At 66.0% G+C, this 21,275-nt stretch carries 18 protein-coding genes; 7 read left to right on the forward strand and 11 right to left on the reverse strand.

The features are described from left to right. Positions 1 to 68: 68 nt before the first annotated feature. Positions 69 to 296 (reverse strand): three-helix bundle dimerization domain-containing protein, encoded by a 228-nt coding sequence (locus B9C43_RS06900; protein WP_084425138.1) that lies wholly within the window; start codon positions 294 to 296, stop codon positions 69 to 71. Positions 297 to 483: 187 nt separating this feature from the next. Between B9C43_RS06900 and B9C43_RS06905 the strand changes: the two genes are divergently transcribed. From B9C43_RS06905 to B9C43_RS06915, 3 genes are all read left to right on the forward strand, one after another. Then, the gene (locus B9C43_RS06905; RefSeq protein WP_051894787.1) at positions 484 to 822 is read left to right on the forward strand and encodes a hypothetical protein; all 339 of its coding nucleotides are present in this window, start codon (positions 484 to 486) and stop codon (positions 820 to 822) included. Between the two features lie 91 nt (positions 823 to 913). Then, positions 914 to 1,828: an RNA polymerase sigma factor gene (locus B9C43_RS06910; RefSeq protein ID WP_235038464.1), complete on the forward strand. Its 915-nt coding sequence runs from the start codon at positions 914 to 916 to the stop codon at positions 1,826 to 1,828. A gap of 37 nt (positions 1,829 to 1,865) precedes the next feature. After that, positions 1,866 to 2,720, forward strand: a complete 855-nt coding sequence (locus B9C43_RS06915; protein WP_143446162.1) for an alpha/beta fold hydrolase — start codon at positions 1,866 to 1,868, stop codon at positions 2,718 to 2,720. Here the strand turns inward: B9C43_RS06915 and B9C43_RS06920 are convergent. After that, positions 2,710 to 3,540 carry an NAD(P)H-binding protein gene (locus B9C43_RS06920; protein ID WP_200825440.1) on the reverse strand — a complete coding sequence of 277 codons (831 nt, stop codon included), beginning with the start codon at positions 3,538 to 3,540 and terminating at the stop codon, positions 2,710 to 2,712. The two genes, B9C43_RS06915 and B9C43_RS06920, sit on opposite strands and share 11 nt — an antisense overlap. Before the next feature lie 80 nt (positions 3,541 to 3,620). Between B9C43_RS06920 and B9C43_RS06925 the strand changes: the two genes are divergently transcribed. Beyond that, on the forward strand, positions 3,621 to 4,565 hold the full coding sequence (locus B9C43_RS06925) for an AraC family transcriptional regulator (RefSeq protein ID WP_084425141.1): 945 nt from the start codon (positions 3,621 to 3,623) through the stop codon (positions 4,563 to 4,565). 91 nt (positions 4,566 to 4,656) lie between these two features. Further along, positions 4,657 to 6,696, forward strand: coding sequence for a prolyl oligopeptidase family serine peptidase (locus B9C43_RS06930; protein WP_160096383.1), 2,040 nt, complete (start codon positions 4,657 to 4,659; stop codon positions 6,694 to 6,696). On the opposite strand, the gene B9C43_RS06935 is transcribed toward B9C43_RS06930, so the two are convergent. Continuing rightward, positions 6,662 to 7,570, reverse strand: coding sequence for a LysR family transcriptional regulator (locus B9C43_RS06935; RefSeq protein WP_235038465.1), 909 nt, complete (start codon positions 7,568 to 7,570; stop codon positions 6,662 to 6,664). The genes B9C43_RS06930 and B9C43_RS06935 overlap by 35 nt on opposite strands. Before the next feature lie 94 nt (positions 7,571 to 7,664). Here B9C43_RS06935 and B9C43_RS06940 point away from each other — a divergent pair, with 94 nt between their 5' ends. After that, positions 7,665 to 8,330, forward strand: coding sequence for a type 1 glutamine amidotransferase domain-containing protein (locus tag B9C43_RS06940; protein WP_084425144.1), 666 nt, complete (start codon positions 7,665 to 7,667; stop codon positions 8,328 to 8,330). 7 nt (positions 8,331 to 8,337) lie between these two features. Here the strand turns inward: B9C43_RS06940 and narI are convergent, their stop codons facing one another. From narI to B9C43_RS06960, 4 genes are read right to left on the reverse strand one after another with little or no spacing between them, the layout of a single operon-like run. Then, positions 8,338 to 9,060 (reverse strand): respiratory nitrate reductase subunit gamma, encoded by a 723-nt coding sequence (gene narI / locus B9C43_RS06945; RefSeq protein ID WP_084425145.1) that lies wholly within the window; start codon positions 9,058 to 9,060, stop codon positions 8,338 to 8,340. Continuing rightward, positions 9,057 to 9,662: a nitrate reductase molybdenum cofactor assembly chaperone gene (gene narJ / locus B9C43_RS06950; protein ID WP_084425146.1), complete on the reverse strand. Its 606-nt coding sequence runs from the start codon at positions 9,660 to 9,662 to the stop codon at positions 9,057 to 9,059. The genes narI and narJ overlap by 4 nt, the downstream gene beginning before the upstream one ends. After that, on the reverse strand, positions 9,659 to 11,218 hold the full coding sequence (narH, locus tag B9C43_RS06955) for a nitrate reductase subunit beta (protein ID WP_084425147.1): 1,560 nt from the start codon (positions 11,216 to 11,218) through the stop codon (positions 9,659 to 9,661). Before narH ends, narJ begins: the two co-directional genes overlap by 4 nt. Then, positions 11,218 to 14,922 (reverse strand): nitrate reductase subunit alpha, encoded by a 3,705-nt coding sequence (locus B9C43_RS06960; protein WP_084425148.1) that lies wholly within the window; start codon positions 14,920 to 14,922, stop codon positions 11,218 to 11,220. Before B9C43_RS06960 ends, narH begins: the two co-directional genes overlap by 1 nt. Positions 14,923 to 15,314: 392 nt before the next feature. Between B9C43_RS06960 and B9C43_RS06965 the strand changes: the two genes are divergently transcribed. After that, positions 15,315 to 15,638, forward strand: a complete 324-nt coding sequence (locus tag B9C43_RS06965) for a hypothetical protein (protein WP_084425149.1) — start codon at positions 15,315 to 15,317, stop codon at positions 15,636 to 15,638. A 42-nt stretch (positions 15,639 to 15,680) separates the two neighbouring features. Here B9C43_RS06965 and B9C43_RS06970 read toward each other — a convergent pair whose 3' ends face one another. From B9C43_RS06970 to B9C43_RS06985, 4 genes are read right to left on the reverse strand one after another with little or no spacing between them, the layout of a single operon-like run. Then, on the reverse strand, positions 15,681 to 18,152 hold the full coding sequence (locus B9C43_RS06970; RefSeq protein WP_200825441.1) for a glucosidase family protein: 2,472 nt from the start codon (positions 18,150 to 18,152) through the stop codon (positions 15,681 to 15,683). Continuing rightward, a complete protein-coding gene (locus B9C43_RS06975) occupies positions 18,149 to 18,970 on the reverse strand; it encodes a carbohydrate ABC transporter permease (protein WP_033392126.1) in 822 nt (273 codons plus the stop codon). The genes B9C43_RS06970 and B9C43_RS06975 overlap by 4 nt, the downstream gene beginning before the upstream one ends. Then, the gene (locus tag B9C43_RS06980) at positions 18,967 to 19,947 is read right to left on the reverse strand and encodes a carbohydrate ABC transporter permease (RefSeq protein WP_235038466.1); all 981 of its coding nucleotides are present in this window, start codon (positions 19,945 to 19,947) and stop codon (positions 18,967 to 18,969) included. The genes B9C43_RS06975 and B9C43_RS06980 overlap by 4 nt, the downstream gene beginning before the upstream one ends. Continuing rightward, positions 19,944 to 21,257 (reverse strand): ABC transporter substrate-binding protein, encoded by a 1,314-nt coding sequence (locus tag B9C43_RS06985; protein ID WP_143446163.1) that lies wholly within the window; start codon positions 21,255 to 21,257, stop codon positions 19,944 to 19,946. Before B9C43_RS06985 ends, B9C43_RS06980 begins: the two co-directional genes overlap by 4 nt. Positions 21,258 to 21,275: the final 18 nt, after the last annotated feature.

Genomic DNA, 21,275 nt, shown 5'->3' on the forward strand with positions numbered 1-21,275 from the left:
GTCTGATTTCGCCAACGCCCCCATCAATGGCGGTTCGAGGACGAGCCCCGAACCGCCACAAACAGGTGCTAAGCGGGACGATCGAGTCGGGCGCGGACCGCGCGTTCGACGAGGATCGGTACGAACGATCTGACCGAGGCGTCGTCGAAACGGTGTGCCTCGTCGCGCATGGCCTGGCGTACGTCGTCCGGCGGGAGCGTGTTCTGATAGTGGGTGATCAGGCGGTCTTCCACTTGGTCAAGGTGCGTGCCGGTCTGGCCTGCGATCGCTTCGACGGAGTGCGTGGTGGTGTCCATGCTGCCCAGGTCCTCTCGTTGTGTCGCGCCTGGACTTATTAGATGACGCGAACATGAACACAAGATGAACGCCAGTGGTGGGGCATTTGCGGGCTTTCGCCGGTCACGGTCATATTTGTACGGTCTCTTGATCCTTTGTGGATAGCGTCCCGCGCTGGCAGGTCACCGAGATCCCGTTGGGGGAATTGTGTCGTTTGGGACGAAGATCGGCGTTGTTGTCGCGGCTGTTGCCAGTGCGGGGATCCTGGCCGCGACGCCGGCTGCGGCCGCGCAGCAGTGCGGCAGCCTGAGTGGGCCCGCAGGCGGAACGCTGCCGTTGTGCAAGTCATGGAACTGGGACGGCAATGACTACGACGGCAAGTGGTGGACCGATGGTCCGTCGACGCTCCCGTCGCAGACGTACCTGCAGCGGTCCGAGGACGGGGTTGTGAAGAACTCGTCGTTCTCCGGCAGCTACCAGGACGTGAAGAAGATCGCTTTCCGGCTCTGCGACCGGCTCGCCAACCGCTGCAGCGGTTGGTGGTGACGGAAATCCGGACGCGTACCCGGGTGGTACGCGTCCGGACCCGGCTAGTTCTGGCCATCAGCTATGCCTGATGTGGCGTTATCGTGTAGTGGTGACACCGTCCGATGTGGAGCTTGTGCTGAGTGCGAAACACGGCACCGTCGAAGCTCTAGGGCTCCTGCTTGCCAGGCATGAGGCGGGTATGCGAGCGGTCGCGTTGAGCATTCTCGGCTACGGCCCGGACGTGGACGATGTCGTCCAGGACGCGGCTTTGATCGCATTGGGCCGCATCGGTGATCTGAGGGATCCGGCGGCCGTCGGTCCATGGCTGAAGATGATTGTGCGGAACGAATGCCGGATGCGCCTGAGGCGCGTCCCGGAAGTGCCGTTCGACGGCGCGGAGCTGCTCGCCGGTGAGGCCGAACCAGACAGGGCGATCGAACAGCACGCGTTGCGGGACTGGATCTGGCACGCAATGGGGGAGTTGTCCCCGAAACTCCGGCTTCCCTTGATGCTCAGGCATTTCACCGAAGTCACGTCCTACGACCAGATCGCCGCCGCCTGTGAGGTGCCGGTTGGGACCGTGCGCAGCCGGCTCAACCAGGCTAGGTCGAAACTGGCCGACGCCCTGCGCGGGACGGCTGAGAAGGCACACGACGACGCGGCGAAACTGACCGCCAAGCGGCGCAGGGAAGGCATCGAAACCCTCGAAGCGGCCGAACAAGGCAGGTTCCCGGAGGTCGTCGCCGGGTGGTCGCCGCACATCGAGCTGATCTCCGGATCGCTGCGCGGTGGCGTGGACCTCGTCCTCCGCGGTATGGACGGTGATCTCGCGGACGGCGTCCGCCAGCGCATGCGGCACACGGTGGCCAGCAAGGACGTCACCATCTGGGAAATGGACATGATCAACCCGCCGGACGATCCCTTCCACTGCCCGCCGGGCGTCGTCTGGCTGATGAGCTTGCAAGACGGCAGGCCACGCACGATCCGGCTGATCCACCCCGCCGTGACGACGGTCACATCGTAGAAATCGAACTCGGCGGCGAACTCCGCATCTTGTGGGCATGACTACCCACACCATTCAGATCGACGGCGTCAGCCAGCGCTACCACGTTCACGGCCAGGGCCCGGTGTGCTTGATGCACTCGGGCGGCCCTGGCATCGCGTGGGACTACATGCGGATGCCGGAAGTCGAGCAGCACGTGACCGCCGTGTACATCGAACCGGTCGGCACGCCGGGCGCCGACCAGTTGCCGAAGCACCCGCACGGCTACACGCGGGAACGGTATGCAAGGTCGATCGATGCCGTGCTCGATGACCTCGGTGAGGCCAAGGCGTACTTGCTGGGCCACTCGCATGGTGGCTTCGTGGCCCAGCACTATGCGCTGACCCGCCCCTCTCGGCTGAACGGCGTGATCCTCTACGACAGCTCGCCGGTCACCGGACAGGAGCTTTTCGCCGAGGCCCAGCGCAAGTTCGACGAGTTCATGGCCAGGCACAAGGACAACCCGGAGCTGCCGGAGATCGTGAAAGCGTGGCAGACGGTGCCGACGATCGACAACGACGAGACGACGACGCAGGTCATCCGTACGCTGCTTCCGGCGTATTTCAAGGATTACTGGGCCAGCGAGGCCGAGTTTTCCAAGATGCGCGCGGGCGTTCGCGGCAACTACATTTCCGGTTCGGACGCCAACCTCGAACCTGAGGTGATCGACGACCGGGCCGCGCTCGGCCTGCTTTCGGTCCCCGCCTTGGTGATCGTCGGACTGTACGACTTCATCTGCGGTCCGCGATGGGCACGCGAGCTGCACGACCGCATCCCGCAGTCCACATTGGTGGCTTTGGCCGACAGTGGCCACTTCGGACACATCGAGCAGCCGGACGCGTTCGCCGAGGCGATCGCGGACTTCACGCGTTAACCGTCCACACCCCAGTGGCCGCCGCGGTTTTGGCGTAGTCACGGAAGGAACGCGGTTGCCGGCCGAGGGCTTGGAACACGCCGTCGGCCGGATTCGCGTTGCGCCCGTCCAGGACTTCGGCGAACAAGTAGGTCAGGAACTCGACGTAGTCCTGCTCGTCGATCTCGGTGGCGAGGCCGGCCGCGAAGTCCTGCACCGAGATCTGCTGGTAGCGGATGTCGCGGCCGGACGCGGCGGCGATCTCTCCGATGGCCTCGGCGAAGGTCAACGCGGTCGGCCCGGTCAGTTCGTAGAGTTTGCCCACGTGACCCGGCTCGGTCAGCGCGGCAACCGCGACATCGGCGACGTCCTCGACATCCACGAACGGCTCGGGGATGTCACTCGCCGGCAGCATGACCTCGCCGCCGAGCACCGGGCCCAGCATGAAGCTCTCGCTGAAGTTCTGGTTGAACCAGCTGCACCGCAGAATGGTCCACTCCGCACCGGACTTGCGCAGCTCCAGTTCACTGCGTTCGGCTTCCTCCTCACCACGGCCGGACAGCAGCACGAGCCTGCTGACCCCCATCGACACGGCGAGCTGCGCGAACGAGGCGATCGTGGTCGAGGCGCCTGGCGCGCCGATGTCCGGGTAGTAGGCGATGTAGGCGGCCTTGACGCCGCGCAGGACCGGTGCCCAGGTGGTCTCGTCCTCCCAGGTGAACGGCACTTCGGCCGACCGGGAGCCGATCCGGACCGGCACGGACTTGGCGGTCAGACGGCTGGCGACGCGGCCACCGGTCTTGCCGGTGCCGCCGAGGATCAGGATTGGTTTCGGTGTCATGACTCCAGTACACGGGATCGTCGTGAGACGAACCATGGTTGAGAAGCTCGTTTCCATAAGCATGCGTCTAAGGTGGGGGTGTGGACGCTCTCGCCAATCTTCTGGACGGTCCGCGCGCCCGTGGCGCGTTCCTGTTGAAGGTCGTGCTCGATCCGCCGTGGAGCATCCACGTCAAGGACGAGGCGACGCTCGCGCTGGTCACCATGACGCGCGGCGGTGGATGGCTGATGCCGGAGGACGCCGAGCCGATGCGCGTGAACGTGGGTGACGTCGTGATCGCGCGAGGTCCGGCGCCGTACATCCTCGCCGATGATCCGGCCACGCCGCCGAAAGTCGTGATCCAGCCGGGAGATCACTGCACGACGCTGTGGGGCGAACCGCTCGCGGAAAAACTGGGGCTGGGCGTACGGACCTGGGGCGACAGCCTGGACGGCAGCACGATGATGCTGATCGGGACGTATCACATGTCCGGCGAAGTCAGCCGCCGTCTGCTGGATGCCTTGCCGCCCATGGTGATCGTGCCCGCGGGCACATGGGATTCACCGATCGTCCCGGTGCTGGCCGACGAGATCGTCAAGGACGAGCCGGGGCAGTCGGTTGTCCTTGACCGCTTGCTGGACTTGTTGCTCATCACCGTTCTGCGAGCCTGGTTCGCGCGTGCGGACGCCGAAACGCCTTCCTGGTACCGGGCGCACGGCGATCCTGTGGTGGGCGCGGCACTGCGGATGATCTACAACGACCCTGCGCACCAATGGACCGTGGCCAGTCTCGCGGACGCGACCGGCGTTTCCCGTGCCACGCTCGCCCGCCGGTTCACCGATCTCGTCGGCGAGTCACCGATGGCGTTCCTGACCGACTGGCGCCTCGCCCTGGCTGCTGACCTGCTGCAGGAACCCGACGCCACTGTGGGGTCGGTCGCCAGGAAAGTCGGCTACGGCAGCAGTTTCGCGCTCAGTGCCGCGTTCAAACGGGTCCGTGGCGTCAGCCCGCAGGAGCACCGGAAGACGTTGGTCGCCCAACACTGACGCCCATCGCGCCGGGGTGAAGAGTGCTTGCATCCATATTTGAGATGATGTCATCATGTAAATGATGCTAACATCTCAAATAGGGAGTGACGTGGCTCCGAGGCGACCGGTCAGCAAGACGATTGGCGGCGTGACCTTCGAGGACCCGTACGACTGGCTGCGGGCCGAGACCGACGAGGTCAGGCAGTGGCAAGAGCGCCAAGTGGCCGCTGCTGTCCAGGCGATCCGGGAATCGCCGAACTTCGACGCCGTGCTGGAGTCGTTGCGTGCCACGCCCTCCAGTGTCGAAGGTGTCCTCAGTGTGCGGATCGCTGTCGCGGGCCGCTGGTTCTGGTTAGGGCGCAACGGCTCGGCACAGGCGCTCATGGTCGCCGAGGAGCGGGATGGTGCCGGGCGCGTGCTCCTCAACGCCGCCGAGATGACTGCGCGGCGCGGTGATGACCGGCCTACCACGTTCATCTACGTGATTCCTTCGCCTGACGGCAAGCTCGTGGCGTTCAGTCACGCGGCGGGTGGTGAACCGTTTGGGCAGTACGGCGTGGTGGATGTGGACACTGGGCGCTTGCTTGATGTGGCCGTTCCGACCATGCAGGGCAATATGCTCCGCGTCGACTGGCTGCCGGACAGCACAGGCTTCTTTGTGCACGGCCGCACGCAGGAGGGTAAGCATGCGCTCCGCTTTGTCCCGGTGACACCGGATGCGGTGGATCGGCCGGAGGCTGTGTTCGAGTTCAGCGACGTGTCGCCGACCGCGCTCGGGTTGACGCCGCAGGTGTCGCCGGAGGGTCGGTACGTGCTTGGGGTGACCGTGCCGCATGAGTATGTGGCTTCAGTGATCGGCGATCTCACGACCGGCCAATGGCGACGGTTCACACCGGCCGACTTCACGGAGGAACTCCACGGTGCTTGGCTGGACGACGACACGTACCTTGCGATCGTGACCGACACGCCGCGCGGCCGCGTTGTTGCCATCCCCGCGGCGACATCAGTGGATCGCGAGACGTGGCGCGAGATCATTCCCGCTGGCGAGCGGGTGTTGCGTTCGCTGGACATTGTGGACGGCCGAATCGTCCTGTCCGCCCTGAAGGACGTCTCGTTGGACGTCAGCGTGCACGAACTCGACGGCACGTTCGTCGGTACGGCTCCACTGCCGAGGGCAAGTGCCTCGTTCGGACTCGTCCTGGACCGGGTGCGGCCACGGTCGGACGAGTTCATCTTCGCCGCCAACACTTTCACGTCGGCCGACACCCGATACAGGCTGGACGTCGGCAAGGTCGGCCTGACTGTCCTCGAAGACGGCCGGCAACTGGAGGACATCGAGGTCACCCAGTACTTCGCTACCTCGGCCGACGGAACACAGGTCCCGTACTTCGTCATGGCCAAGTCCGATGTCGAGACTCCGCGGCCGACCTTGGTGAACGCGTACGGCGGGTTCAACATCCCCTGGCTGCCGGTTTTCCTGGGTGACACGCTGCCGTTCATCGAGGCCGGCGGGATCTACGTACGGGCGAACCTGCGGGGTGGCAGCGAATACGGCCGCGACTGGTACGAATCCGGCCGGCGGCAGCACAAACAGAACGTCTTCGACGACCTGCGCGCAGTGGCCGAAGACCTGACGAAGCGAGGCATCGCGAGCTCGCTCGCCTTCCATGGAGCGTCCAACGGTGGCCTCCTGGCGGGCGTCGCAGCCGTACAACAACCTGAACTGTGGCGCGCGATCGTCGCGCAGGTGCCCGTACTCGATGTGCTGGAACCACTATCCGGTGTGGAGGGCGCTGACGCGATTCTTGCCGTGTACGCCAAGGACTACGGTGACCCCAACGAGGACGCCAAAGTCCTCGCCAGTTACTCGCCATACCACAATGTCCAACCGGGAGTGTCGTATCCGGCTGTGTTGCAGGTGATCGGCGAGCACGACATCGGCTGTCCGCCGTTCCAAGGCCGGAAGTTCACCGCCGCACTGCGACACGCCACGGCCAGTGACAACCCGGTACTCCTGCGGATCTGGCAGGACGTCGGTCACGGCAGCCTCGACCCGGCGATCGGTGCCGAGATGCGTGCGGAGATCCTGACGTTCCTGATGGATCAGCTGGGGCTCACAGCGTGCCCCACGTCCCCGCCCGCGTCTTGAGCTGGTCGTGCACCACCGCGATTGACCGATTGGCCAAGCCGCCCGGCCGTGTGACCAGGAAGGCCGTGTTCAGGGGCTGGACCTGGGCCTGGTGCAGGATCTCGACCGAGCCCGCGGTGAGCGCCGGTTCGGCGATGTAACGCGGCAAGACCGACACCCCAGCGCCCGCGATCACGGCCGCCAGCACCGCACGCAGGTCCGGGACCGTGATCGACGTGGCGTTGGGCGGTCTGCGGCCGAACTCCGATCTCCAGTAGCGCCGGATGATCGGCAGGTTCTCGTCGTACGCGACCAAAGGCAGATGCGCCAGCGCCTTCACCGGATCGTCGGCGAGTCTGTCCACATTGATCGTGCGGGCCAGCGGCGGCGGTCCGACCAGGATGAACTCCTCGTCCACGAACGTGGTCGTGACCAGTCCCTTGCGTTTCGGGCGGACCGCGGACACCACGATGTCCAGCTGGTCGTCGTGCAGCGCCGCCAGCAGGTCCTCGGCCAAGCCGAGGGTGACCTGAAGCCGCAGGCCACGCGCGGTCAATGGCGCGACGGTCGGCATGATCCGCGCCGCCATCAGCTCGGCTGGCCCGGCGAGCCGGACCGTTCCCGAGTACCCGGGGCCGGGGCTGAGCTCGACGGCGAGCTGATCAAGATGCGGACCGACCCGAGCGGCGAGATCATCGGCGTAGGCAGTGGGGACGACGCCACGGCCGGAACGGACGAACAACGGCGTGCCGAGATCCTGCTCCAGTTTGGCCAGCTGGCCGCTGACCGCCGGCTGGGTCAGCCCGCGCCTGGCCGCCGCCGCGGTCAGCGAACCGCTCCGGTGGATCTCCAGAAAGGTGACCAGCAGGTCGAGGTTCGCCACGGCACGCTCCACCTATAAGAATATTTATGGCTGTGGTCAGCGTACTGGATGAATTCTGATGGAATGGCCGTTGTCGTGATCACCAGCCGAGGAAAGGAAGAGAAACATGGCAAGGGTCCTGATGGTCGTGACCGGTGCGGACTCGCTCGTGATGGCGGACGGCTCGGTGCACCCCACCGGGTTCTGGGCCGAGGAGGTCGCCGCGTCGCACAAGGTGTTCACCGAGGCAGGCGTCGACGTCGACATCGCCACGCCAGGCGGTGTGCAACCCACCCCTGACCAGGGCAGCATGGTCGCGCCGTTCGTGGAGTACCTCGACGGCATCGCCGACGTCCTCGCCAAGCCGTTGGTGCTCGGTGACGTGTCGATCGACGACTACGACGCCATCTACTTCCCGGGCGGACACGGGCCGATGACCGATCTCGCCAAGGACAAGGACGTCGCCCGGCTGCTGCGCGCCGCAGTCGACCAGGGCAAGATCGTCGGATCGCTCTGCCACGGCCAGGCGGCACTGTTGAGCACGGCGGTCGACGGCGAGTTCGCGTTCGTCGGCAAGCGCCTCACCGTGTTCAGCAACGCCGAGGAGCTCAACGGTGGCACGGGGGAGAACACGCCGTACTTCGTCGAGACCAGGTTGCGTGAGCTCGGTGCGATCGTGGAGACCGGCGCGCCGTGGTCGGACACTGTGGTCGTCGACGGCACCCTGATCACGGGACAGAACCCGCAGTCGAGCGCGGACACCGCGAACCACGTGGTCGCCGCGTTGCGATGACCGGCCGTCAAGGCTGGTCCCACCCGCGACGCGCGGTGCGGCTGGTCAGACGCGCCCCGCTGCGGCTGCGGTAGACGATGTATGGCCGTACGAGATACCGCACCGGTGCGCTGAACGCGTGTACCAGCCTGCTGAACGGCCACAGCACGAACAACAGCATGCCGAACAAGGCGTGTAGCCGGTACACCATCGGAGTGTCCGCGATCAGCGACGGATCCGGTTGCAGGGTCAGCACGCTGCGGAACCAGGGCGCGATACTGACACGGTAGTCATATCCGCCCTGCATTCCGTTGATCACCACGGTCGCGGTCATTCCGAAAAGGATGGTCGCGGCCAACACGGTGTAGGTCAGCTTGTCATTGCGCGTCGTCGCACGGCGGACGGCAGGGACTTTGACCCGCCGATAGATCAGGATGCCCAGGCCGACCACGGTGGCGAGGCCCGAGGCAGTTCCGGCCACGAGCGAAGCCACGTGGTACATCTCGTCGTCCACGCCAAGCCACTGAGTCAAGGACTTCGGCACGAGCAAGCCGACGACGTGCCCGGCGATCACGAAGAGCAGTCCGAAGTGGAACAGCGGCCCGGCGACACTGAGCAACTTGGCCTCGTGCAACTGGGAACTGCGCGTCGTCCAGCCGAACTTGTCGTACTTGAACCGCCAGATCGTGCCGCCGACCAGGACGACGACGGTGATGTAGGGCAACACAGCCCAGAGCAGGACGTCTGTCATCGGGTCGGTTCCAGGATGGTCGGATAGCCAAGCAGCACCGGTTCGAGGCCGACTTGTTCAACCGTGCGCTGGGACTCGGCCGCCAGCGCGTCGGGGACCTGTGGCACCGTGGCGATCACCGCGCCAACCACAGCAGTGTACGATGTGTCCATCGTGGACAGATTGGTGTGCAACAGCTCCAGGCCTCGGCGGAAGCGAGCGAGCAGGTGTTGCCCCGGCTGCCCGGTCTGCGCGGCGAACTCCAACAGGATCGGCAGATAGTCCGGGAGTTCACCCGCCGCCGGTCGGAAGCCGTGCTGTCGGTAAATGCCCTTCAGGCTGGCGAGCGAGCTGCCCCGGCGCCGGGTGTCGCCGTCGGTGTACCAGGTCATGTACAGGCAGCGGCCCGGTTTGGTGTCGAAGACGTCCACATAGTGCCGTGCCGCGTCCACCTCGGACGTCGCTGAGAGGTGATCCAGCAGGGGAGTGATCCCGTCGGCCAGTTTCGGCGGGATCTCGGCCAGGCAATCGCGCAGCAACGTGATGCGCCGGTACAGCTCGACGTCCGGGTAGTGCAAGCAGTGTGCGGCGACTTGGTGCAGCACCTTGGTCGCGTTCGTCACTTCTTTGCCTTCCGCGTCAAGGTGGGGAACAGGCCTCGTGGACGTTCACCGGCCCGCCATGTGACCAAATCGGTGTTGCCGGTCATTCCTGGCCCGCCGTCGGTGTCCAGGCTGCACGTGGCCCCGATCGACTCAAGCTCGTGCGCCCGGCCGATACCCGCGGTCGGGATCACGTACCGGTCCTCGTACTTGGCCACGGCCAGCAACCGGTACATCGACTCGATCTGATCCGCGGTCATCCCGACACCCTCCGGCCCCTGGCGATCCGGCGGCTCGCCCAGGTTGATGGACCGCATGTGGGACCGCATCGCTGCCAGCCTGCGCAACGCGAGCCGCACGGGTCGCGGGTCGCCTGCCGTGAACAGGCCGGCGAGGTAGTCCACCGGGATCCGCAACGCGTCGATGGCGCCGAACAGGTTTCCGGCTTCCTCACCGTCGAACCCGGTGCTGGACAACGCATCCACGACCGGTGACAGCGGCGGGATGTACCACACCACCGGCATCGTCCGGTATTCCGGATGCAACGGCAGCGCCACCCGGTGTTCCACGATCAGCGAGTACACAGGGGACCGCTGCGCCGCGGTGATCCAGTCATGCGGGATCCCGGCCTGTTCCGCTGCGGCGACCACCTTCGGCTCGTGCGGGTCGAGGAACACCTTCAGTTGTGCCGGATAGAGCTCAGTCTCGTCCTCGACGCTCGCGGCCGCACCGACGGCGTCGGCGTCGTAGAGGACGACGCCGATGTAGCGCAGCCGTCCGACGCACGTCTCGGCGCAGATCGTCGGCTGTCCGATCTCCAGCCTCGGATAGCAGAACGTGCACTTCTCGGCCTTGCCGGTCTTGTGGTTGAAGTAGACCTTCTTGTACGGGCAGCCGCTGACGCACATCCGCCAGCCGCGGCAGCCGTCCTGGTCGACCAGCACGATGCCGTCCTCGGCCCGTTTGTACATCGCACCGGACGGGCAGGACGCCACGCATGACGGGTTGAGACAGTGCTCGCAGATCCGGGGAAGGTAGAACATGAACGTCTGCTCGAACTCGAGCCGGATCTCCTGCCCGAGTCGGGCAGCCATCGCCTGCGCGACCGGGTCAGCGGTCGCGTGCTCCGGCGCGCCACCGAGACTGTCCTCCCAGTTCGGTCCCCATTGGACGGACGTGGGCGCTCCCGTCACCGCTGACACCGGCCGGGCAGTCGGGGTGTCGTCACCCAGCGGTGCGTCGGTGAGAGTTCGGTAGTCGTACGTCCAGGGCTCGTAGTAGTCCTCGAGCTTCGGCAGGTTCGGGTTCGAGAAGATCGACAGCAGCCGCTTCACCCGGCCGCCCGCGGCCAGTCTCAACCGTCCATTGCGGCCACGGACCCAGCCGCCGCGCCACTGTTCCTGGTCCTCGTAACGGCGTGGATACCCTTGGCCCGGCTTGGTTTCGACGTTGTTGAACCAGGCGTACTCCATGCCGCCCCGGTTGGTCCACGTCTGTTTGCACGTGACCGAGCAGGTGTGGCAGCCGATGCACTTGTCCAGGTTCATCACCATGGCCAGCTGTGCCATGACGCGCATCAGTAGCTCACCTCCTGGCTGCGGCGGCGCAGCACTGTGACCTCGTCACGCTGGTTGCCGGTGGGGCCGTAGTAGTTGAGAGCGAAGCTGAGCTGGCCGTAGCCGCCGATCAGGTGGCTGGGTTTGATCTGCAGTCGGGTCAGCGAGTTGTGAATTCCGCCGCGCTTGCCCGTGGTCTCGCTCTTGGGCACGTTCACGGTCCGCTCCTGGGCGTGGTACATGAAGACTGTGCCGGTGGGCATCCGGTGCGACACGACGGCTCTGGCCACCACGACGCCGTTGCGGTTGACCGCTTCCACCCAGTCGTTGTCCGACACGCCAATGGCTTGTGCGTCGGCCGGGCTGATCCAGAACGTCGGCCCGCCGCGCGACAACGTCAGCATCAGCAGGTTGTCCTGGAACTCCGAGTGGATGGACCACTTGGAGTGCGGCGTGATGTACCGGACGGTCACCTCAGGCCCGTTCGGCCCGATCCGGGGCTCGCCGAACAAGCGGTGAATGTCCAGGGGCGGCCGGTAGACCGGCAGCTGCTCGCCGATCTCGGCGATCCAGTCGTGGTCGAGGAAGAAGTGCTGGCGTCCGGTCAGGGTGTGCCACGGCTTGAGTTGCTCGACGTTGATGGTGAACGGTGCGTACCGGCGCCCGCCGGACTCGTCGCCCGACCACTCAGGGCTGGTCACGACAGGTGCGGGGCGGGAACGCGTGTCGTTGAACGTCACCCGGTGCGCCTGGCGGTGGCTGACGAGGTGCCGCAGTGGCCGCCCGACGCGGTCCTCTAATGCGCGGAACCCCTCATCGGCGATACGTCCGTTCGTGGTGCCGGACAACGCGAGCACGGCGTCGGCCGCCTTGCGATCGGTGTCCAGCAACGGACGACCGGCGGCCGGACCGCCTTTGGCGATGCCGTTGGACGCGGCAAGCCAGGCCAGTTCCGGGCTGACCTCGACGGTCCATCCCTTCGTGGTGGTGCCGAGCTTGTCAAGGACCGGTCCGAGCGTGGCGAGCTTCGCGGCGATCGCGGTGTAGTCCCGTTCCACCACCGTGAGGACGGGGAATGTCTGCCCTGGAACGGGTTCGCAGTCCTGGTCACGCCAATCCTGGACCACACCGCGTGGTTGTGCGACCTCGCCGGGCGTGTCGTGTTGCAGGGCGGTGACCACGAGGTCGCGGCGAGTGCCGAGGTGGTCTTTCGCCAGCTCGCTTACTTTCTTGGCGATGGCGTGGAACGCGTCGAAGTCGGTGCGTGCCTGCCACGGCGGATCGACCGCGGCGTTGAAGGAGTGCACGAACGGGTGCATGTCCGTACTCGACAGGTCGTGCTTCTCGTACCAGGTCGCGGCGGGCAGCGTGACGTCGGCGAAAAGCGTGGTGCTCGTCATCCGGAAGTCCAGCGCCAGTAACAGATCCAGCTTGCCCTTCGGCGCTTCGTCCCGCCATCGCACCGAAAGCGGGCGTTCGTCCTCAGGGACCTCGGTCGCGCGGACTGCGGAGTCCGTGCCCAGCAGGTGCCGGAGGAAGTACTCGTTGCCCTTGGCGGACGAACCAAGCAGGTTGGCGCGCCAGACCGTCAGTACGCGTGGCCAGTTCTCCGGCGCGTCCGGGTCCTCGCACGCGAAGCCCAGCTCACCGGCCTTCAGCTGAGCAAGCACATGCTCGGCTGGGTCCAGGCCCGCGGCTTCGGCTTCGTCGGTCAGATCCAGCGGGTTGCGGTCGAACGTCGGATAGGACGGCATCCAGCCCAGTCGAGTGGACTGCGTCAGGCAGTCGGAGACCGTACGCCCGGCGAGCTTGCCCGCCGCGCCAGGCCAGGTCAGGGTGTCCGCGGTCAGCCGGTCGTAACGCCACTGGCCGGTGTGCGTGTACCAGTAGGCAGTGCCGATCATGTGCCGTGGCGGGCGCGCCCAGTCGAGCGCTCCGGCCAACGTGGCCCATCCGGTCAACGGCCGGACTTTCTCCTGGCCGACGTAGTGCGCCCAGCCGCCGCCGTTGCGGCCTTGACATCCGGTGAGCAGCAGCAACGTCAGGAATGAGCGGTAGATCAGGTCGGAGTGGAACCAGTGGTTGGTCCCGGCACCCATCACGATCATGCACCGGCCCTGGGAGCGGATGGCCGTGTCGGCGAACTCGCGGGCGATCCGGGTGACCGTGCCTGCCGGGACGCCGGTGAGCTGCTCCTGCCACGCGGGCGTTGCCGGTTTCGTCGGATCGCCGAAGTCAGCAGGCCACTCACCGGGCAGGCCGTCGCGGTGCACGCCGTACTGCGCGAGCAACAGGTCGTACACGGTGGTGACCGCTCGACCGGCTACTCGGCGAACCGGCACGCCACGGACCATCGCCTCGGCTGCGCCGTCCATCCCGTCGAACCGCGGCAGCAGCACCTCCGCGGCGGTCCCGTTAGGTCCTGAGTAGACGGACAGAGCGGGCTCGGCGTCACCGAGGTCCAGGTTCCACCGGCCAGGGTCGTCGGCCCAGCGGAAGCCCAGCGACCCGTTGGGCACCACCGGCTCACCGCTGAGCTCGTCGAGCAGCACGGTCTTCCATTCCGTGCCACGGTCCTTCGTACCGGTCAGATCCGCTTCGGTGAGGAACTTGCCGGGCACGAACTTGCCGTCGCGTTCGTCCAGTACGACCAGGAACGGCAGGTCGGTGTACTGCTTGGTGTAGTTGGCGAAGAACGGCACCTGCCGGTCGACGAAACACTCCCGCAGCACGACATGGGCCATGGCCATGGCGACCGCGCCGTCCGTTCCGGGATGCGGCGCCAGCCACTCGTCGGCGAACTTGGTGGCGTCGGAGTAGTCCGGCGAACACACGACGACCTTCTGGCCGCGGTAACGGGCCTCGGTCATGAAGTGCGCGTCCGGCGTCCTGGTGACCGGGACGTTGGAACCCCACAGCATCAGATAGGCCGCGTCCCACCAGTCCGCGGACTCCGGCACGTCGGTCTGGTCGCCGAAAACCTGCGGGGAGGCGGGCGGCAGGTCGGCGTACCAGTCGTAGAAGGACAGCATCGGGGCGCCGATCAACGCCATGAACCGCGCGCCGACCGCGTGCGACACCATCGACATGGCCGGAATCGGTGAGAACCCAGCGATCCGGTCCGGTCCATGGACCTTGAGGGTGTGCACATGGGCGGCGGCGACCATCTCGACTGCCTCGTCCCACGACACCCTGACCAACCCGCCCTTGCCTCTGGCCTGGTGGTAGACACGCCGCTTGAGCGGGTCGTCCACAATGGAGGCCCACGCGGTCACGGGGTCCTCGTGTGCGCGTTTCGCCTCGCGATACATCTCGACCAGGACGCCCCGCGCGTACGGATATCTCACTCGCAAGGGAGAGTAGGAGTACCACGAGAAGGAGGCGCCGCGCGGGCAGCCTCGTGGCTCGTACTCCGGCCGGTCAGGGCCGGTGGTGGGGTAGTCGACGTCCTGCGATTCCCACGTGATGATGCCGTCCTTGACGTAGACGTTCCACCGGCACGAGCCAGTGCAGTTCACCCCGTGCGTCGACGGCACGACCTTGTCGTGGCTCCAATGGTCGCGGTAGAACGCGTCGGCGTCACGCCCGCCCTGCCGGAACGTCGCACGCAGGTCGTCCGATACCTCCTCCCGAGTGAGAAACCGGCTGGCCGACAGCAGCAGGTCACTGGCAACGCCGTCGGTGGTCTTTGGAGTTTTTGGGGCGCGCTGAAATGTCGCGCACATGACTGTGCGTCCTCCTGACGATCGCTGGTCACCGACTCTAGGCGGCCGGTGTTGAGCGAGCCTCGAGGTTTGCTCGTGAGCCTGGGTTCAACTGGTGACCGGCTGCTGACCGCACGTGCGTTCTGGCTCGTGGCCACGCTGGCGGTGCGAAGTGCGAACGTGGTCCGCCTGGCTTTGGCGAAACTCGTCGAACCGCGTTCAGGGCGCTGGATACTCCACAAAGGACGGTCCGGCGGACGGTTCAACGATGCGGGGTTCGTGGCAAGATCGTGCCATTGCGTTGCTGCTAACGGATGCTGTAACGGCAAGATCGTTGACATTTGATCGTTCAACAAAGATGGTTGTCGTTGCGCCGCCGACGTTTCGTGTCAGTTGCTAGTGAGGAGATCCCTTTGCGGAGAACCGCCATCAAGATCGCGTCGACCTTTGCTGTCGCTGGGGCGATGACCGCGGCACTGCAGGCTCCGGCCGCCGCCTCGCAGCTGCCGTCCGGGCTGAACTTCTGGTCCGGTGTGCTGACTGGGCTGTCCCAGAACTATGCCGAGGTCCCGGCGGGCTGCACGCAGATCCCGTTCGGTGCCCGGTCGTTGTCCAACCAGACGCCGACGGACATCCTGCTCTACCAGACCGGGGACTGCTCGGGCTTCGCGTGGACGTTCCCCGCGACCGAGCTGCGCAACTTCAACTTCGACGGCAAGAGCTTCAAGGCCGCCTGATACCTGGTGGGGCCACGCCCGAGGGGAGTGGCCCCACCGCTGCTACTTGGTCCGGATCTCCAGCCGGGCCGCCTTGGCAGACACTGCCACATGCACTTCCGTGCCACGGGGTGTCGTCACCAGTTGGTACCTGACTGGTTTGCCGTCGAGCAGCACCTCCGAAACCTGAGGAACGACGAGCCCGACAGTCAACGCCGCATCGATTGAACGCGACCGCACCTCGGTTCGGTACACGTTCCGATGACGGGACACTGAGACGTCCACTGAACCTCGTCCAACGCGGATCTCCCGCCCGCTGATGGAGTTCTGGCCGTCCGGGAGCTGGGGGACCACGGTGAGCCGGCCGTTGCCGAGATCGGGCGCGATCCCGAGCTGCTGGTGCACGACCGGCCACAGCGTGCCGTACGTGCCCCACGCCTGCAGGTTCATCGACCGGTCGTAGAACGGCCGATCGATGTTGGCCTTGAAATCGGGTGACGGCGCGACCTCCGGCATCGCGCCCGGCGTCTCCCACACGCTCGGATCGAGTTGGATCCGCGCGTTCCCGGTCGTGTATCGCCGCTGTGCACCCAGGCGGCCGAAGTTCCCTTCGGCCACCGCCATGACCGCGGTGTTCAACGAGTACGTGGCACGTTCACTCGCCACAGTGGACACAACAGGATCACACGAAGGCCCGGGGTTGCCTGCCGGAGCGCTGGTGGGTCCAGTGCCCGTGTGGTAGGTCCCGAATTCGCCGTTGTAGCAGTCGCGCTCACGTTGCACGAGTGCCCGGCGGCCTTTGTCGGCCGAAGCCAGCGGGCCGGCCTCCATCGGCGTGATGCCAGTCCAGTGCCGTTGGAAGACCGGCGTGTTGTCGTTGGCCGGATTTGCCGGGTCGTCGATTGACTCCGCGTAACCCACGCCTTGCTCGACCCACCACTGTGCTTCGAACCGCCGCTGCAGGTCGTCCGCCTTGGCCGTGGCCCACTGGGCGACAGTACTGTCATGCTTGCTGGCAGCCATGTCGGCGAGATCTCGCAGCCCACGAATCAGGTACACCGTGCTGTCGAGCTTCTCCTCGCCCATGCCCTGGCGTTCGACGTTGCCGAGGCCTTCCGGCCACCCGTCGCCGTCCTTGTCCAGTGTTCCGGTGATGTAGCGCAGGTTGCGCACAGCGAAGTCGTACATCTCGTCGCGGAACCTGTTGTCGCCGGTCCATCGCCAGACCAATGCGACTGTACTCGGGAACTTCGCCGTCTCGTCGGTGTTGCCGGCCGACTTGTTGCTTCCGAAGTAGACGTCCCCGGTGGACACCACTTCGTGGACGACTTTGCCGCTGCGATTGTTCAGCATGTCACTGACATCACGCAGTGCCCGCAGGTGGTCCCGGACGATGTCGAATTGACCCGCGGCAACGGCCCCGTAAGCGGTGTATTCGCCATCCGTGGCGAAAAGCCAGGGATAGTCCGGGAATCCAGCGGCCAGCCAGCGCATCTTGGGCACGGTCCCGGCCGGTGACGGATAGTCCTTGCCCTCGTTGACGTCCCGGATCTGCGCGTTACGAGCCTCTTGCACGGAATCCAGGAGGTTCTGCTTGCTCCACTCGATGCTCTGCTGCAGCAGCCGGTCACCGGGCAGATCGACCACAGTGGACGAGGCGGCCGCCCGTCGCGCTGACACGGTCTGGCGCAGAGCATCGGCCGGGTCGCGCAGCACGTCGTTCAACAGACCCCGGGCTTGGGCGCCCGTGTCACCGCCCGCGACAGCGAACCAGACCGTGGTCGGACGGCCGGCCCCAAGCCGGACCGAGTACTCCAACCGGCCGCCGGTTCCCTTGCCGAACGCGGAATCGTCGCAGCGCGGGGGCGCCGGACCGTCGGCCGGGCAGACGACAGCCGGGTCCTGCGGCCCTCGATGATGCGGGCCGAGCGCTTGCTCGACCGGCCGGGCGCTTGCCCCGACCGCTGCCGCGCCGACAGGGTCCTGGAACACCAACGCCCCATCACTGACCGACCCGGTGTCGGGCGCGTTGACACCCGCGTTCGGAGTCGTCCAGCCCCACGGATACGCGGGCATCAGCTCGGAATGAGCATCCATCGCCAGGCGGACGTCACGGTGGCGATCAGCCCGCAACGTCAACCCGATCACGGTCGCGCGGCTCCCGGACGGCACGAACTCCACGCGTTCCGCCGAAATCCCGCCACCGCGGTACTCGAACCGTTGATATCCCTGGCCTCTGACATAACGGGTAGCGGGAATGTCCCTGCCGAACCATGATCCGTCAGCGGCGAACCACACACCGTCGAGAAGCTTCACGGGTGGCGCCCAGAAACCACCCATCTCGCCGCGGACGTGCCAGCCGGTGGCCGGATACAGCCCGGTCTCATCGCCCATGGTGAACGCTCGGTCGCCGGACACCAAAGCCCGTCGATCACTGAGCCGTGCGGTCTCCGACAACTCACCCGCAGGCGCCGCCTCGGCGACCGAGACCGGTAAGAGTGCGGCCACAAGAGCCGTTACCACCAAGGTTTTCACTTGACGCCTCCCGCGGTGAGCCCGGCGATGATCCGCCGCTGGAACACCAGAACGAGGATGACCAAGGGGACGGTGACGATCACACCTGCCGCCATCTGCGTGCCGAACGGCTGATCAAAGCCGTACGCGCCGGTGAACCGGGAGATGGCGACCGTCGCGGTCTGCATGTTCTTGTCGTTCACCATCGACAACGCGATGATGAACTCGTTCCACGCCGTGATGAACGTGATGATCGCGGTGGTGAACACGCCGGGGGCGGCCAGCGGCAGGATGATCTTGCGGAACGCCTGCAGCCTCGTACATCCGTCGATCATCGCGGCTTCCTCGAGTTCCCCGGGCATCTGCCGGAAGAACGCGTTGAGGTTCCACACCGCCAGCGGCAGCGCGAACGACATGCTCGGCACGATCATCGACTGGTAGGTGTTGATCCAGTTGATGTCGGTGAACAGCTTCAGCAACGGCACGACCAGTGAGATCCCGGGGAACATGGAGGTCGCGATGATCATCGCGGCGACCGCGTTCTTGAACCGGAACCGCAACCGCGCCAAGGTGTACGCCGCGGACAGGCCGATGAGCAACGTCAGGACCGTGGCGATCCCAGCCACCACCACGCTGTTGATCAGCGCCCGGCCGAACCCGACGTCCACCCCGAACACCGCGGTGAAGTTGGTGACCGAGACGGGATCCGGGATGGGGGACAACGAGAACTGGTCCGTCGGCCGCCGGAACGCTGAAACGAGCATCCAGTAGAACGGCGCGAGGCAGTACAGCAGGATCGCCGTGAGACCGGCGTATCGCAGCACAACGCGGGTGTTCATGCGTGCACCACCCCCGGCTGTACCAACGGATCGGCTTTGCGTGGTTGTTTCCCGGTGCGTTCCCGTGCCTCGCCGATGACGTCCGCGCCGAGCAGCTTCACGAACACCAGCGCGGCAATGGCCACATAGAGGAACAACACCACGGCATATGCCGCAGCGGGCCCGAATCTGAGGTTGGTGGCCTCGTCCCACGCCAGCATCGTCAGTGTCTCCACGGATTCCTTGCGGTTGCCGATCAGCACGAACGGCAAGTCGAACATCCGCAACGAATCCAGTACGCGGAACAACACCGCGACCACGAGAACCGGTCGGACAAGGGGGAGCGTGATGGACAAGAACTGCCGCACCGGACCGACGCCGTCGACCCTGGCGGCCTCGTAGATGTCCTTGGGGATGATCTGCAGCCCGGCGAGCACGAGCAACCCGATGAACGGCGCGGTTTTCCACGTTTCCGCGATCATCACCGCGAACCTGGCGTGCCATCCCTCGGTGGTCCACAGGATCTGGCTGCCGATGATCGCGTTCGCCACGCCGTCGGCCTGGAAGATCCACTTCCACAGGATCGCTGACACCGCGGTGGGAATCGCCCACGGCACAAGGATGCTGGCCCGGACCATGCCACGCCAGCGCAACGCCTGATGCATCACCAGCGCCATCGCGACACCGATGATCACCTCTATCGCCACCGTCACGACGGTGAAGAACGTGGTGTTGCCGAAGGCGTTCCAGAACCGCCCGGCCGCGTCCCCGGTGAAGATCGCGGTGTAGTTGTCCACGCCGACGAACTGCTCACCCTGGACGACGAAGCCGTCCGCGTCGACCGTCTGCCCGGTCTGGTAGAGCGACTCCCGCAGCGCCGCCACGAGCGGATAGCCCACGACCAGGCCCAGCACGATGAAAGTGGGGGACAGCAGCAGGGCGGCGAGCCGTCCGGCTTCGCCCGCCGCCCTGCCGCGTCGCCGGCTCAGCGTTGTCACTTGAGCAGTTCCTGCAGCTTGGCCTGCAGCTCCTTCAACGCCGTGGCGCTGTCCTTGGCACCGGTGATCGCCGCGTACGCCGCTTCCTGGATCGCGGTGGTGACGTCGCCGTACCGCACGGCCTTCGGGCGCGGCTTGGCGCTCTGGATGGCCTGCTTGAGCGTCGGCAGGTACGGGAACTGCTTGACCAGCTCAGGGTCGTCGTACAGGTTGGTGCGGGTCGGCGCCTGCGAAGTGGCCAGCAGGTTCGACCGCTCGGCCGCGTCAGTGGTGAAGTACTTGATGAAGTCCAGCGCGGTGGCCTTGTTCTTGGCGAACGCCGAGATCGCGAAGTTGTGCCCGCCAAGGCTGGCGGCACCGGGACCAGCGCCGACGCCGGGCAGCGGAGCCACGTCGAACTTGCCCGCGACCTGCGACGAACCGTCGGTCTTGTTGGCCAGCGCCCACTGGTACGGCCATTGCCGCATGAAGATCAGCTCACCGGCCTGGAACGAGCGCCGGCCGTCCTCTTCCTTGAACGTGATCGCCTTCGGCGGGAACGTGCCGTTCTTGAAGCCGTCGACCAGCTTGTCCAGACCCGCCTTGGCCTGCGGGCTGTCCACAGTGGGCTTGCCGGACTCGTCGACGATCTGGCCGCCCGCGGTGTTCACCGCCTCGTCGAAGTTGACCGTCAGGCCCTCGTACTTCTCGAACTGCCCGGTGTAGCAGCCCAGGTTCGCGCCTTCGGGCAACGCCTTGACCTTCTGGCACGCGGCGGTCAGCTCGTCCCACGTCTTCGGTGCCTGCAGGCCGACCTTGTCCAGCAAGTCCTTGCGGTAGAACAGCAATCCGGCATCGGAGTAGACCGGGACCGCGTACAGCTTGCCGCGGTATTCCCCGGTGTCCAGGGCAGGCTTGAGGAAGTTGTTCAGGTCGAACTGGTCACGCGGCAGCTCCACGACCCACCGGTTGGCCGCGAACTCCGCGGTCCACACCACGTCGAGGTTCAAGATGGCGTACGCGTCCGATTTGACCTGCGCGTTCTGCACCAACTGCTGGCGCTGGGCGTCCGCGGACTCCGGCAGCTCGACGATCCGCACCTTTTCGTTCGGGTGCGCGGCGTTCCATTCGTCGGTCAGCCGCTGCATGTTGTTGGAGGTGTCCTTGCCGGTGACGAGCGTGATGTCGCCACGTCCTTCGAGTGCTGGAGCTGCGGCGGCGCTCGTGCCGCCAGATCCGGAACCACCGCTGTCACTGCCGCACGAGGCGGCCAGTAGTGTCACGCACGCCAAGCCGGCCATGCGCAGCCCGGTCGTCTTTGACCATGCCATCAGCTGTTCTCCCATCAC

This window comes from Kibdelosporangium aridum (assembly GCF_900176515.1).
Classification (GTDB): Bacteria; Actinomycetota; Actinomycetes; order Mycobacteriales; family Pseudonocardiaceae; genus Kibdelosporangium; species Kibdelosporangium aridum.